Annotated in this window: 11 protein-coding genes and 1 other RNA gene; 7 read left to right on the top strand and 5 right to left on the bottom strand. The window is 65.5% G+C overall.

Translation table 11 applies throughout. The features are described 5' to 3' along the window. Window positions 1–624: 624 nt before the first annotated feature. Complete coding sequence (locus ACCQ07_RS18030) at window positions 625–1,182, top strand: fasciclin domain-containing protein (protein WP_372363516.1); 558 nt, start codon at window positions 625–627, stop codon at window positions 1,180–1,182. A gap of 517 nt (window positions 1,183–1,699) precedes the next feature. Here ACCQ07_RS18030 and ACCQ07_RS18035 read toward each other — a convergent pair. From ACCQ07_RS18035 to ACCQ07_RS18045, 3 genes are all read right to left on the bottom strand, one after another. After that, complete coding sequence (locus ACCQ07_RS18035; protein ID WP_011348696.1) at window positions 1,700–3,136, bottom strand: UdgX family uracil-DNA binding protein; 1,437 nt, start codon at window positions 3,134–3,136, stop codon at window positions 1,700–1,702. Between the two features lie 248 nt (window positions 3,137–3,384). Then, window positions 3,385–4,629, bottom strand: a complete 1,245-nt coding sequence (locus ACCQ07_RS18040) for a putative DNA modification/repair radical SAM protein (RefSeq protein ID WP_008573323.1) — start codon at window positions 4,627–4,629, stop codon at window positions 3,385–3,387. Window positions 4,630–4,835: 206 nt separating this feature from the next. Beyond that, window positions 4,836–5,654 (bottom strand): DODA-type extradiol aromatic ring-opening family dioxygenase, encoded by an 819-nt coding sequence (locus ACCQ07_RS18045; RefSeq protein WP_071118303.1) that lies wholly within the window; start codon window positions 5,652–5,654, stop codon window positions 4,836–4,838. 417 nt (window positions 5,655–6,071) lie between these two features. Between ACCQ07_RS18045 and ACCQ07_RS18050 the strand changes: the two genes are divergently transcribed. The 3 genes from ACCQ07_RS18050 to ACCQ07_RS18060 all read left to right on the top strand — a co-directional run bounded on the left by ACCQ07_RS18050 (window position 6,072) and on the right by ACCQ07_RS18060 (window position 8,897). Then, complete coding sequence (locus tag ACCQ07_RS18050; protein ID WP_008573321.1) at window positions 6,072–6,968, top strand: LysR family transcriptional regulator; 897 nt, start codon at window positions 6,072–6,074, stop codon at window positions 6,966–6,968. A 226-nt stretch (window positions 6,969–7,194) separates the two neighbouring features. Next, window positions 7,195–7,764 carry a flavodoxin family protein gene (locus ACCQ07_RS18055; RefSeq protein WP_008573320.1) on the top strand — a complete coding sequence of 190 codons (570 nt, stop codon included), beginning with the start codon at window positions 7,195–7,197 and terminating at the stop codon, window positions 7,762–7,764. Between the two features lie 137 nt (window positions 7,765–7,901). After that, a complete protein-coding gene (locus ACCQ07_RS18060) occupies window positions 7,902–8,897 on the top strand; it encodes an aldo/keto reductase (protein WP_014091147.1) in 996 nt (331 codons plus the stop codon). Between the two features lie 22 nt (window positions 8,898–8,919). On the opposite strand, the gene ACCQ07_RS18065 is transcribed toward ACCQ07_RS18060, so the two are convergent. Then, window positions 8,920–8,994, bottom strand: a non-coding RNA gene (locus ACCQ07_RS18065) — sX9 sRNA. 283 nt (window positions 8,995–9,277) lie between these two features. On the opposite strand from ACCQ07_RS18065, the gene ACCQ07_RS18070 reads away from it, so the two are divergent. Continuing rightward, window positions 9,278–9,973: a glycosyltransferase gene (locus ACCQ07_RS18070; protein ID WP_008573318.1), complete on the top strand. Its 696-nt coding sequence runs from the start codon at window positions 9,278–9,280 to the stop codon at window positions 9,971–9,973. Between the two features lie 149 nt (window positions 9,974–10,122). Beyond that, window positions 10,123–12,192, top strand: coding sequence for a M13 family metallopeptidase (locus ACCQ07_RS18075; protein ID WP_033478725.1), 2,070 nt, complete (start codon window positions 10,123–10,125; stop codon window positions 12,190–12,192). A 203-nt stretch (window positions 12,193–12,395) separates the two neighbouring features. Here ACCQ07_RS18075 and ACCQ07_RS18080 read toward each other — a convergent pair whose 3' ends face one another. Beyond that, window positions 12,396–13,379, bottom strand: coding sequence for an oxygenase MpaB family protein (locus tag ACCQ07_RS18080; RefSeq protein ID WP_014091150.1), 984 nt, complete (start codon window positions 13,377–13,379; stop codon window positions 12,396–12,398). Window positions 13,380–13,794: 415 nt separating this feature from the next. Here ACCQ07_RS18080 and ACCQ07_RS18085 point away from each other — a divergent pair, with 415 nt between their 5' ends. Next, window positions 13,795–14,469: a hypothetical protein gene (locus ACCQ07_RS18085; protein WP_008573315.1), complete on the top strand. Its 675-nt coding sequence runs from the start codon at window positions 13,795–13,797 to the stop codon at window positions 14,467–14,469. Window positions 14,470–14,645: the final 176 nt, after the last annotated feature.

Here is a 14,645-nt window from a genome sequence, read left to right on the forward strand (position 1 = left end):
ATACCGTGTTGCACCCGGTGATGAAAACCACCGCATTGCCTCGCACCTTGGCAGGTTGGGCGATGCGGCAGGGTTGTTGCGGATCGGTTCAATCGGCCGGCGTCCGATACGCTGGCGAATGGAGGCAGGCGCGGTGACGCGCTTCAAGTGCGCGCCCTGCGGCAAACCGATCGTGCAGCGACGCGGTGGCGAGCGGCTGCGGCTCGATCGGTGACGAACGATGCAATGACGCACAGGCGTTTCCGCAACCGCAGCCGGCATGTTGGACACAGGCACGTCTGCGTCGGCCGCAGTGCATGAACGCTCGATCCGATCGAGCCGAAGGCATGTCGCGCCCACGGCATCGAAGGGCGTTGCGCATCGCCTTGCCGCTTTCTTGGAAGGGCACGAACCATCGCGCTATAGCCACGGATGACGCGCGAGCGCGTGCGGGTGCAGCGACCGCTGTCGTATCGCTGTCGGTCGTGGCCCACGCGGGCACCAGCCACCTGTGACGCCACCATCACCACGCCAAACGTGGTGATGAATGTCAAAACAGCGTGATGCATCCGGCCGTTTCGCAGGCGCGTATTGACGTTACGGTTGCCATCCAGGCGATCGCCAACCCAAAAGGATCGATGCCTCATGAAGACTTCATTCCAGTCGCTTGCCGTTGCCACCGCCATTGCCCTGAGCAGCGCCATGGCTCCCGCCTATGCTGCGTCCAATCCGACCGTTGGCGGCGCGCCGATGCTGGCGACCAAGGATATTGTCGACAACGCGGTCAACTCCAAGGACCACACCACGCTGGTCGCTGCCGTCAAAGCCGCCGGCCTGGTCGAGACGCTGAAGGGCCCGGGCCCGTTCACCGTGTTCGCACCGACCAATGCGGCCTTCTCGGCACTGCCGGCCGGCACCGTCGACACCTTGCTGAAGCCCGAATCCAAGGCGACGCTGACCAAGGTGCTGACCTATCACGTGGTGCCGGGCAAGGTGGATGCGGCTTCGCTGATCGCCAAGATCAAGGCCGGCGGCGGCAGCGCCACGCTGACCACCGTGCAGGGCGAACCGCTGACCGCAAAGCTCAATGGCAAAAAGGTCACCATCACCGACGTCAAGGGCAATACCGCCAACGTCACCATTGCCGACGTCACGCAGAGCAATGGCGTGATCCACGTGGTGGACAAAGTGCTGATGCCGTAATGGCCTGCCGTCGCACTGCGACGCGTCGCGGCTGACGCAGGCACGCTGCCATCGGCGGAATGTGGTTTTTCCGCCGATGGCGCAGCGCTTTCATGCAGCGTCATGGCCTCAGACGCGCTGTCTTGAAGAAGTTTCCGTCGATGAGGCGACCGTTTAGCAAGCGCAGACCTTATGCGACATCGACACACAAGATGTCTCGGCTAGTGCGGTATCGGGCAACCAGAGGCACCGCATGACGGCTGCCCTGTGGGTTCTGTTTGTCGCTAGTGGATCAGCAACTCCAAGCCACCGATCGACGGTGGAGGGCAGTGGATCTGCGAACGTCCTACCGAAGGCAGGTCTTCGTTCAACATGCTGTGCGTCGCGCGAGCCAGCCTCCAGCGACCGCAATCAAACCGTCAAGCGGCGGTGATGGAGTGACCGGCGTGCCGGTGGCTCCGCTTGGTGTCCTGATTCTCCGACACCGTGCGCGTGCCCTTGCACGCGTATTTTTTTGCCCGTGCGACGCGCGGTTTCCCTATCTCGACTGATCGCTGGACGGCGGCGGTGGATCCAGCAATCGACGGAGATCTTCGACAAATCCGCGATACCCTTCTTCGCGCGCATCGGTCGATGGCTGGCGCAACACCCAGGACGGATGCACCGTGGTCAACACCGGCGTGCCGTCGTCCAGGCGTTGCCATTGCCCGCGCTCGCGCATCAATCGGAAGCTGCTTCCCAACACCGCTTGCGCCGCAGTCGCGCCCAGGCAGACGATCTGGGCCGGACGCAATTGCGCCCGTTCGGCCTGCAACCACCCGCTACAGGCCTGTACATGGGTGCGCTCGGGATTGCGATGCAGCCGCCGTTTGCCGCGCTGCTCGAAACGGAAATGCTTGACCGCATTGGTGACGTAAAACTTCTCTCGGTCCACACCCAGCTCGCCCAATGCCATGTTGAACAGGCGCCCGGCAGGCCCGACAAACGGACGACCGCTCAAGTCCTCTTCATCGCCAGGCTGCTCGCCGATCACCATCACCGACGCATCGTCGGGCCCTTCGCCGAACACTGTTTGCGTTGCTGGTTGCCACAGCTCGCAACGCCGGCAATCGCGTGCGGCAGTGCGCAACTGGGCCAGGCTTTGGGTGACCACGTCCGGCAGTGGCGCAGGCGCCGCCGGCACCCGTCGCCGTACCGGCTCGGGCGCGCGCTCGGCCATCTCGCGCACGCGCACGCCGGCTTCGCGGATCAGCTCCGGCAACAGCGTGGCTTCGGGCAGGTTCTTCCAATATTTCTGCGGCATTTCCTGCCGCATCATGGTCGGGTTGAGCCGCGCCGGGTTGAAGATGTGCGCGTAGTACGTGCGCCAGAGCGTCTCCTGCGCATCGTCGGCCGGGACCTGGGTGCGCACCGCGCCTTCGCCAAAGGCCAACGCCTGCCCATCCCAACGCACGCTGCGGTACGGGGTCAGGATCGCCCAGCGCATGCCGGCAAACCGGCGCGCAAAAAACGGCGCCACGCGATCCACGATCCAGTGCTCGGGCTCGAACCAGGACACGAAGTCTTCTTCTTCCCCGGGCAGGCGGCGAAAGCGCACGAAGGCCTTCATCTTGTGCGTATCGCGCTGCACCGCTTTTTGCCACTGCCGTAGCCGGTGCACATCCACATCGGTGGCGCGCTCCAGCAAGGCTTTTTCTCCAGAGGCAACGCGCCACAGCAAGCGATACAACACGGCATGCCGTTGCGGGTCGCGGTGACACAGCACCGAGGCCGCCAGCTGCATGAAATCCGCAGAGACCCGTGGTGGTGGCACCACAGCCGGCAAGGCCAACAGGCCCTGCCCCATCAACAAGCCGCCCTGCGCCCCGCCATTCCAGGCCACATCGTCCGGCTCCACCTGCGCGCACCAGCCCGCCCGCGCCAACGCGCGCCACGCCTCAAAGCTCCACGGCGGCTCCACCTCAGCGCTGAACATCGCTCACACCGCACTCCCCAGAGACTAACGCCACCATCAACACCAAGACCCTATCGCCGCTGCTATTGCTATTGCCGTGGCCGTGGCCGTGGCCGTGGATCTTGCTTCACCCCGTCGCCTTAAAGCGAGCCGAGCACCGCAGTCATGCGTGGCCGAAGCGGCGCCCTTGTTTGAGCGTAGCGAGTTTGGGCGCCGTGCCGCGCGTGGCGAGGAGCGCAGGGGACCGGTGCGGCCTTATCGCAGAGGCACTAATCAAACAACCCCGCCTGCCTAGGCGCAGGTGCCAATTGCGCCCGCAACCGCACAGGATCATCCAAGCGTTGACGCGGATGATGATCCAGCACACTCACAAACGGCAGCAACTTCTTCATTGGCACGCGCAGCCGTGCCAGATCCCCAACCCGCAAGCGCGCATGCCGCCGCGACAACAACAGACGCTCCACGTTGCGCGTGCCCAGGCCAGGTACGCGCAGCAGCATTTCGCGCGGTGCCGCATTCAGATCCACCGGAAACCGCTCGGGATTGCGCAATGCCCAGGCCAGCTTGGGGTCCACGTCCAGGTCGAGCATGCCGCTGGACTGCGCCGGCGCAATGTCTTCCACGCTGAACTCGTAGAAACGCAGCAACCAGTCGGCCTGGTACAGCCGGTGCTCGCGCTGCAGGGGCGGCGCCTGCAACGGCAGCTTGGACGAGGCGTCCGGGATGGGGCTGAAGGCAGAGTAATACACCCGGCGCATGCGGTAATTGCCGTAGAGGTTGTGGCTGGTGTCCAGAATGCTGCGGTCGTTGGCATTGTCGGCGCCGACGATCATCTGCGTGCTCTGCCCGGCCGGTGCAAAGCGTGGCGGCTTGGCGCGGCGCACCGTTTCGGCCTTGCGTTCGAGCTGGTTTTCTTCGATGCGCCAGCGCAACTCGCCCATCGCCGAGCGAATGCCGCCCACGCTTTTTTCCGGCGCCAGCAGCGTCAGGCCCTGTTCGGTGGGCAACTCCACATTGATGCTCAAGCGATCGGCATAGCGTCCGGCCGCTGCCAGCAACTCCGGGGCCGCATCCGGGATGGTCTTGAGATGGATGTAACCGGCGAAATGGTGCACCTCGCGCAGCTGCCGCGCCACTTCCACCAGTTGCTCCATGGTGTAGTCGGAGTTGCGGATGATGCCGCTGGAGAGAAACAAGCCTTCGATGTAGTTGCGCTTGTAGAAATCCAGCGTGAGCGTGACCACTTCCTCCGGCGTGAAGCGCGCACGGCGCACATTGCTGGACACGCGATTGACGCAGTACGCGCAGTCGAAGATGCAAAAATTGGTCAGCAGGATCTTCAACAGCGACACGCATCTGCCATCGGGCGTGTACGAGTGGCAGATGCCCATGCCCTCGGTGCTGCCGATGCCGCCGGTGCCCAGCGAGTTGCGCTTGTTGGCGCCACTGGAAGCACAGGAGGCATCGTATTTGGCGGCGTCGGCGAGGACGGCGAGCTTGTCGAGGATTTTCACGCGGGCAGCATGCAGCGGTGGCGTCTCAGCCTATGAGACTCGCATGCACCCGATCGTGAATGCTTCAGAGCGCTGCGGGTTGGCGCGATCCGGCGCTCGCAACTGCATGCGTCCCCGCCCTTGCCGACCGTGCGATTGCACCATCCCGATCGGCATTGCAGCACTTGGCGCAAACATGCCGATGCGCCCACGTCCGCACCCCGGCGCTATGCCGCGATCGGCTCCGCCGCCGCTGCAGGGCCATCGAAGCGATACAGATCCATGGCCATCAAACCCGCATCGATGCCGGCGTCGATGCGCTGCGCACCAAGCCGGTCATCGCCGGCCGCCCCCATCGCCACGTACAGCGGCAGCCAGTGCTCGTCGCTGGGATGCGCGCGTGCGGCATGCGGCGCCTGGCGGCGGTAGTCCAGCAGCGCGGGGATGTCGTTGTCCAGCAGCTTGCGTTCGGTCCATTCGATGAAGGGCCGCACGTACGGCGCTTGCCGCTCGGCGCTGTAGCCGTGGCGCAAGTCGTGCAGGTTATGGGTGATGCTGCCTGAGCCGACCACCAGCACGCCGTCATCGCGCAATGGCGCCAGCGCACGCCCCAACGCGAACTGGTGCGCCGGTCCCAGCTCGGGCTGGATCGATAGCGACACCACCGGGATGTCGGCGTCCGGATACAGCAGGCGCAGCGGCACCCAGACGCCGTGATCGAAGCCGCGCTGCGGGTCCAGCTGCGGATGCAGGCCGGCCTGTTCCAGCCGGCGCACGATCTGCTGCGCCAATGCCGGCTCGCCGGGCGCCGGATAGTCCAGCGCATACAACGGCGCCGGGAAGCCGCCAAAGTCGTGAATGGTCGGCGGCCGCAGCGCACCGCTGACCAGCGGGCGACGGCCCAGCCAGTGCGCGCTCGCCACCACGATGGCACGCGGCCGCGGCAACGCGTGCCGCAGGTCGGCCAGGCGCTCGCCGACCTGCCCCGGCTGCAGCGCAGTCATCGGCGAGCCGTGCGAGATGTACAGGGAAGGCAAGCGGGTCATGGACAGCTCCTTGATCGATGAAAACAGCATCGGCGCGACGGCCTCATGGCGAATGCGCCTGGTCGGGCAAGGCCCGGGCGATCACCGACTCCGCCCATGACGCCAGGTCCCCGGTCGCCGCCCGGGTTTCGGGCGCCAGCCACGGTGACAAGCGTGTCTGTCGGCGGCGGCAAGCCCACAAGCGCCAGGCAGCGCGTGCGAGTGCCGGCCGGAGCGCACGCCATCACTCGGGTCATGCCGGGCACTGCAAACGCCCACGCTGATGCAGACAGGCGTGCCGATGGGGACGCGAAGATGCAAGGCCAGCCGTCATGGCGGACTCCAGTAGGCACCACACCAGCCTATTCATTACAGAATTCTGATAAATACAGTTACTTCAGATAAATTATTTCACTTAAGGTAACAATCGGACCCGCCATGGATACCCTCGATGCGATGCGCGTGTTCGCCGCGGTGGCCGAGCGCAACGGCTTCAGCGCCGCCGCCGATGCATTGGACCGCTCCACTGCCAGCGTCACCCGCCAGGTCGCCGCGCTTGAACAGCGGCTCGGCACCCGCCTGCTCAACCGCACCACCCGCCGGGTCAGCCTGACCAGTGCCGGCAGCGCCTACTACCAGCGCTGCCTGCAGCTGCTGGCCGATCTGGACGACCTGGAGGCCACCATCGGCGCGCAAGCGCTGGAGCCGGCTGGCGTGCTGCGGGTGAACGCGCCGGTGAGCTATGGCATCGAGCGCCTGGGCGCATTGCTGCCGGGCTTTCGTGCACGCTACCCGCAGGTGGAACTGGACCTGTCGCTGTCCGACCGCCTGGTGGACATGGTCGAAGAAGGCTTCGACGTCGCCATCCGCATCACCCGCCAGCCGGCGCCGATGTTGATCGCCCGGCAGTTGGGCAAGGTCCGCATCCTGGCATGTGCATCGCCGGCCTATCTGGCGCGTGCCGGAACACCCCGGCACCCATCCGATCTGGCCGGCCACGAATGCCTGCTCTACCACTACTCCCCCAGCGGCGACGAGGTGCGCTTTCAGGGCCCGGAGGGCGATATCGACGTGCGCCTGCGCGGCGGCCTGCGCGCCAACAACGGGCATGTGCTGAACGCTGCCGCGCTGGCCGGGCAAGGCATCGTGATGCAGCCGGATTTCCTGGCCGAGCCGCACCTCGCCGCAGGGCGGCTGGTGCGCATCCTTCCGGACTACGCACTGGACGAAATCGGCATCTTTGCGGTGTACACCAGCCGCAGCCACCTGGCACCGAAGGTGCGCAGCTTCATCGATTACCTGATCGAATGCATGGCCGAGCCCGGACCTGGTTGAGCCAGCGGCGACGCCAAGAAACAGGTCGCTGATCCGGCACGTGAGCCAATGCGGCCGGGATGTGGGATCGGGGAACTGGGCGCGCAAGCACGCGACATTTCGACAAACGCATCCCGGTTCACCCGCGGCGGCAAACGACCGCGGCAACAGTTCGTCCCGTGCGTGGTCATTCTGCTGTCGCGACCGGTGTGCGCACAATCCGGCTCCCCGTTCAACAGGAGTGCCCATGAGCAAGATCGCCATCGTGTATTTCAGCGGCTACGGCCACACCGTCAAGCAGGCCGAAGCCGTGCACGCGGGCGCGGCCAGCGTTGGTGAGGCCACGCTGTACCGCATCGACCAGGACGGCAACCTGCCCGACGACGCGTGGGATGCCATCAGTGCCGCCGACGCCATCATCTACGGCAGCCCCACCTACATGGGCGGCCCGGCGTGGCAGTTCAAGAAATTTGCCGATGCCAGCTCCAAACCGTGGTTTGCGCAGGCCTGGAAGGACAAGGTCGCTGCCGGCTTCACCAATTCGGCATCGGCCAACGGCGACAAGGCCACCACCATCCAGTACTTGTGGACGCTGTCGCAACAGCATGGCCAGATCTGGGTCGGCACCGGGCTGCCGCCGGCCAACACCAAGGCGCATGGGCCGCAGGACGTGAACTGGACTGGCGGCTGGGGCGGTGCACTGGCGATCTCGCCATCGGACGCGTCGCCGGACGAAGCGCCGCGTCGCGGCGACCTGGAAACGGCCAAGCTGTTCGGCAAGCGCGTGGCCGAAGTGGCCGCCAAGCTCAAGGGCTGATTGCACGCCGCGCCGGCCCGCGCAGATCGCAGCATGGCCTGCCGATCTGCGCGGGCCGTGCGTTAGCGCGTGGGCCACATCGCGCTAACGCCTTTCACGCCATTGTCTCCCGACCTTTTGCTGCACGGAGTCCCCCCATGCAAACCCGCACGCTTGGCCGTTCCGGCCCCACCGTTTCGGCCCTGGGCCTTGGCTGCATGGGGATGAGCGCGTTCTATGGCGACCGCAGCGACGAGGCCGCCTCGATCGCGGTGATCCACCGCGCGCTCGATCGTGGCATCAGCTTGCTCGACACCGCCGACATGTACGGCCCGCACACCAATGAAGTGCTGGTCGGCAAGGCGATTGCCTCGCGCCGGCATGAAGTGTTTCTGGCCACCAAATTCGGCATCAAGCTCGACCCCAACGACCCGTCGGTGCGCGGCATCGACGGCAGCCCGGCGTATGTGCAGTCCGCGTGCGAAGCCAGCCTGCGTCGGCTGGGCGTGGAGCATATCGACCTGTACTACCAACATCGCGTCGACCCCAACGTGCCCATCGAAGACACCGTAGGCGCGATGGCGCGCCTGGTCGAACAGGGCAAGGTGCGCTTTCTCGGTTTATCGGAAGCGGCCGCAGCCACCATTCGCCGTGCGCACGCGGTGCACCCCATCACTGCGGTGCAGACCGAATATTCGCTGTGGTCGCGCGAGCCGGAAGACAACGGCGTATTCGCCGCGGTGCGCGAACTCGGCATCGGGTTCGTGCCGTACTCGCCGCTGGGGCGCGGTTTTTTGACCGGCGCGTTTTCGTCGCCGGACGATTTCGATGCCGACGATTACCGCCGCCATTCGCCGCGTTTTCAAGGCGAAAACTTCACCCGCAACCTGCAACTGGTGGAGCAGGTCAAGACCATTGCTGCCGACAAGGGCATCACACCGGGGCAACTGGCATTGGCCTGGGTGCTGGCGCAAGGCCAGGACCTGGTTCCGATCCCGGGCACCAAGCGGTTGGCCTATCTGGAAGAAAACATCGCTGCGCTGGATGTGGCCCTGATGCCGGACGAACTGGCCCGCATCGATGCCATCTTCCCGCCGCAAGCTGCGGCTGGCACGCGCTACCCGGAAGCGATGATGGGCGCAGTCAACCGCTGAGCCGTGCTGCGTGGCCTAGGTTGGCTGACACGCAGCGGCCGCTGCCAGGTGGGTGCGGACGGCGCGCTTGGAACCGGCGTGTACGAACGTGGCACATGCCGATTCCGGGCACGGCCGCGCCCGCATGGCGGTGAGCGCAATCGCCTTGCGGTGTGCCGCGGGTCCTCGCAGCGCACCGCCAGCGCTGCGGCACTGCGTTGGCGCCGGTGGAGCTTGCTGCGCGCCACTGCTGCCATCCAACTGTCACACCGCAATCGATAGACGCGTGTGTGTTTCGCAGCGCTCGTTCGATCGCGCGCACTGGATGCTGACCGCCCCTGCTCACACTCCCGCTTCGCAGTCCCTTGCACACTGGCTGCAGTTCACACGCCTATTGCCCCATGCTGTCCTTCGTGATTCCCGCCCATGACGAGGCTGCCCTGATCGGCGACACGCTGCAGTGCCTGCATGCCTGCGCGCAGGCCATGCAGCTGGACTATGAAGTGATCGTGGTGGCCGATGCCTGCGAAGACGCCACGGCAGCCATCGCACGCAGCCATGGCGCGCAGGTGCTGGAGGTGCAGTTGCGCCACATCGCCGCCACGCGTAATGCCGGCGCACAGGCCGCACGAGGCGAGCGCCTGTTGTTTCTGGATGCCGACACACTGATCAACCCGCACGTCGTTGGCGCAGCACTGGCTGCGCTCGATGCCGGCGCGGTAGGCGGTGGGGCGCAGGTGCATCTGCAGGGCAAGCGGGTGTGGTCCGAGCGCATGGCGCAGGCGGTGTTTGGCTGGTTTTTCCGTGTTTCCGGCATTGCGCCCGGGTGCTTTCTGTTTTGCACGCGGGTGGCCTTCGTCAGTGCAGGGGGCTTCAACACGCGCTACTACGCCGGTGAAGATGTGGCACTGAGCCGCGCCCTGGCACGCTGCGGACGCTTTGTGATCTTGCGCCAGACCGTGCACACCTCCGACCGCAAGCTGCGCAGCTTTTCCAAGCGCGAGCACCTGAGCCTGCTGTTGCGGTTTCTGTGGCGCGGGCGGCGCATGCTGCAGACCCGCGACGCGCTCGGCTTCTGGTATCAACGCCGGCGCTGAACCGAGCGTGTCCGCATCACCGCGATCCGCGGCGAAGCCTACGCTGGAACCGGCACCCGGCACTGCAGGCCACTACACTGTGCTGTCCGTTTTGGTTATACGAGCTGCGCCGCATGGCTTCTTTGCATCGCCCCGTCCTCATCGCCGCCATGTCTGCCGCGCTGCTGACCAACGCCGCATGCCACCGCGATGGCGCGACACCGGCCGCGAGCACGCACCCCGCGCCGCCCCCTAGCAAGCCCAAGCTCGGCGATTTCGGCTTCGATGCGGCCGGTATGGATCGCAGCGTGGCGCCGGGCGACGACTTCTTCGATTACGCCAGCGGCAACTGGGTCAAGCGCACGCAGATCCCGGAAGATCGCGCCAGCTTCAACAGTTTCGTTTCCATCGCCATCGAGACCGAGCGGCATAGTCGCGACATCATCGAAGGCGCTGCCGCCAACGACCGCGTCACCGGTGAAGACAAACAGATCGGCGACTACTACGCCGCCTACATGGACGAAGCCAGCATCGAGGCCAAGGGCGTGCGCCCGGTGCAACCGGAACTGGAAGCGATCGCCCAGCTCGACGACAAGCAGGCCCTGGCGCGCACCTTGGGCGGCCAGCTGCGTGCCGATGTCGATCTGCTCAACGCCACCAATTTCCATACCGACCGGCTGTTCGGCCTGTGGGTGTCGCAGGACCTGCATCATCCGGGCCGCTACGTGCCCTATCTGGTGCAAGGCGGCCTGGGCATGCCCGAGCGCAGTTTCTACCTGGACGGCGGGCGTATGGCGCAGCTGCGCGAAGCCTACCGCGCGCACATCGTCACCTTGCTGGAGCTGGCCGGCATCGACGATGCGCCCGCCAGGGCCGAGCGCATCCTGGCGCTGGAAATCGCCATGGCACGCGTGCACGCGACTCCCGAGCAGACCAACAACGTGCAGGCCGGCGCCAATGCCTGGAAGCAGTCCGATTTCGCGCGCAATGCGCCCGGCCTGGACTGGGCGGTGTTCTTCGAGGCAGCCGGCCTCAACGCACAACAGGATTTCATCGTATGGCAGCCGCGCGCGGTGAGTGGGTTGTCGGCGTTGGTGCAGTCCGAGCCGCTGCAGACCTGGAAGGATTACCTGAGCTTCCGCGCGCTGGATCGCGCCTCGCCCTACCTGTCCAAGGCCTTCGCCGACGAGCGCTTCGCGTTTTACGGCACCACGCTGGAAGGTACCCCGCAGCAGCGCCAGCGCTGGAAACGCGGCATCGACGCGACCAACGCCGCATTGGGCGAAGCGGTCGGCAAGCGCTACGTGCAGAAGTACGTCAGCGCGCAGACCAAGACGCGTGCCGAAGAGATGGTGAAGAACATCATCATCGCGTTCGGCAAACGCATCGACGCACTGGAGTGGATGAGCGCCGAAACCAAACAGCATGCCAAGGCGAAAATCGCCGGCCTGACGGTGGCGGTCGGCTACCCGGACACCTGGCGCGACTACAGCGGGCTGGACGTGCGCCGCGATGATGCGCTCGGCAACGTGCAACGCGCCGAGGTCTTCGAATACCGCCGCAACCTGGCCAAGCTGGGCAAGGCAGTCGATCATCGCGAGTGGTACATGCTGCCGCAGGAGGTCAACGCGCTGAACGTACCACTGGAAAACCGCCTGATCTTCCCGGCGGCGATCCTGCAACCGCCGTTCTTCGACCCCGCCGCCGACGATGCGGTGAACTATGGCGCGATCGGCGCGGTGATCGGCCACGAGATCAGCCACAGCTTCGACAACATGGGCGCGCTGTTCGACGAACACGGCGAGCTGCACAACTGGTGGACACCGCAAGACCTGAAAAAATTCGAGAGCGCCGGCAACGCCTTGGCCGCGCAGTTCAGCGCCTACCAACCGTTCGACGACTTGTCGGTCAACGGCAAGCTGACGCTGGGCGAAAACATCGCCGACGTTGCAGGCCTGGCCACTGCATATGACGCCTACCAGCTGTCGCTGCAGGGCAAGCAGCCCCGGACCCTGGACGGTTTCAGCCCGGATCAGCGCTTTTTCCTTGGCTTTGCACAGGCCTGGCGCGGCAAGTATCGCGACGCGGCACTGCGCAATGCGCTACTCACCGATGTGCATGCACCTGGCCGCTTCCGCGCGCAAACCGTGCGTAACCTGGATGCCTGGTACCCGGCCTTCGATGTGACACAGGGTCAGCAGCTGTATCTGGCGCCGGAGCAGCGGGTCAGGATCTGGTAGGTGCTGGTCGAGGTCGATGCAGCGCCAATGGAGCTGGTGTCTGCGGCATTGTTTGTCGTGGCGCGCGGCAGTGCCATGCCGGGGGATGGCGAAGTGCGTGAGTACCCACGTCGTGGTTGCCGTCGAAAAAGCGGCACGACCAGCGATTGCCTATCGCGCCACCAGCGCACCTCAGAACACCCGCTCCGCCCGGCCCACCGCCGTTACACGCTGTCAGGCCACTCCAGCAACATCGCCGGCGGCAATTGCATGCGCCTGCATGCGCGCGCAGACAGTCCGTCGCGCAAGGCCGTGCGGAACAGCGGCGACAGGCTGCGCAGCAACCGTGCCGATGCGCGCGCCTGCGCGCGTTGGGTGGTGGTGCGGCCGAGCATGTCGCTGGCCCAGCCGGGCAACAAGGCCGTGCCGGCGCCGAGAAATACCCCGCGCGACAGACCCGCGGCGGGCACCGGCAGCTGGATGCTGGTGAGGATGTCGAGCACCTCGCGCGAGCGCGCGTCCATGCGTAACTCTCCCAGCACCGATGCGAAATACGCATCCACCTGCGCCTCGCTGGCCGGCACATCGGCTGCGCCCAACGCCTCGGCCACGCGTCGCGCTTCGTCGTAGTAGCGGTCGGCGATGGCAGCAGGCACCTGGCGGCAATAACGCCGGCATCCCTGCAAGAACCCATAGGCCTCGGTGACATGCACCCAGGTGAGCAACTGCGGGTCGTTGGCCTCGTAAGGCACGCCGTCGGCAGTGTGGCCGCGAATCTGCGAGTGGATCTTGCGCACGCGCGCAATCAGCTGTTCGGCTTCCGCGGCTGGCGCGTAGGTGGTGCCGGCGACGAAGTTGGTGGTGCGCCGCAGCCGTCCGATCAAATCGGTGCGGAAGTTGGAATGGTCGTAGACCCCGGCCAGCGCCCGCGGATGCAACAACTGCAACATCAATGCGCACAGGCCGCCGGACAGCATGCCCGGAAATTCGGAGTGGATGCGCCAGGTGATGCTGTCGGGCCCGAAGATGCCGGGATCGCCCAGCGGCTGATCGTATTCGATGGTGCTCTGACCACGCGGAAACGCGTCGAGCACCCAGCGATGGATCTGTTTGGCGGCGGGGGCAGTGAGAGTGCGCAGGACGGCTGACATGCGGCAATGATACGCAGCCCATCTGCAACGCCAGGTCAGCGTAGCGCTGACCGGCATCCGTTCGGCACGTCAGCGCGGCGGTGGCGACCAGATGCTGACGGGCATCGTGACCGCGAAGCCGGAAGAACGCGACCTGGCATCTGGGTGGGGTACTGACCATCCGGGCAATCAGGCCCGCTGAGCTTTCTACCAACGGGCCCGGCGTCGCCGAACGCCCTTCCAGCATGTCCGGCAAGCCAGCTTGCCTGTCCTTGGAACCCGGCAATTGCCGCAGCGCCGAGTGTGCAGTGCAGCAAGATCGAAGGCGCCGCGCAGGCACGCGGCGGCGGCATGACCGCAAATCCGCCTGAATTCAGCAATTTGTGCGCGTCCGCGCAAAATTGCGCGGCCAGCGCTTCGTTTGAGGCATTGCCATGCACAGCGAAAGTGCTAGAACTAAGGCCGTCCGTCGACGCACTGCTTCGCCAGCACGTTGAGGACGCTCCAGGGCACCGGCCGCGGCCAGTGCAGCAAGTCGTTCGTACCAGCCATCCGTCAGGAGCTTGTCATGATCGCTTTGTTCCAGGGTTTAGGCCTGCTATTGCAGGACAACGCACTCCATCGGCTCCCCTTCGACGAGCAGGTGGCTCACTGGCGCGACAAGACCGACGCGCAGCTCGACGAAGAGCTCTCGCTGCTCAAGGTGGCCAAAAAGCAGTGGGTGATCGCCTCGATCATCGGCTGGCAGGCGATCTCGCTGATATTGTTGGGCGTGATCACGCACCAGCTGTGGCAGAACGACTACCACCTGACCTTCAGCCGGGTGGTGATCATCTTCACCTCGTGGGCGTCGATCCTGTTCGTGATGTGGTACATCGCCGACCTGTTCGACCACAGCGCCGGTTTCGAACGCTGGCTACGCGCCTTCAACAGCCGCGCGCGGGTGACGCCGGACGCCGACTCGGTCGAATGCGTTGCCGACGCGCTGGACATGACGCGCCGCTACCCGGAGGTGCTGCGCTACAAGCAGGAGGTCACGTCCAAGCGCGAGTTGCGCCACGAAGACATCGTCAACATGCGCGAAATGGGCCGGCTACGCCGCTATACCGAACTGCTGCGCGACCTCGACCGCTTCGATGGCGCGCCACGGCTGGTGGTCAATTCCTGACCAGGGCCCCCCGTGGCGATGCAGCGACGCGTTGACCGAGAAACACGCTACCTGCAGCAATGATTCGGCTGCAAACAGGAACGGCCGGTGCGCACTGCGCCGGCCGTTCTTGTTTATTCCCAGCGGTGACCGCCAGCCGGTTTCCGGGAGTCGGCGCCGGCTAGCGCCTGTGAACA

The organism is Xanthomonas sp. NCPPB 3583, from assembly GCF_041475715.2.
GTDB lineage: Bacteria > Pseudomonadota > Gammaproteobacteria > Xanthomonadales > Xanthomonadaceae > Xanthomonas > Xanthomonas euvesicatoria.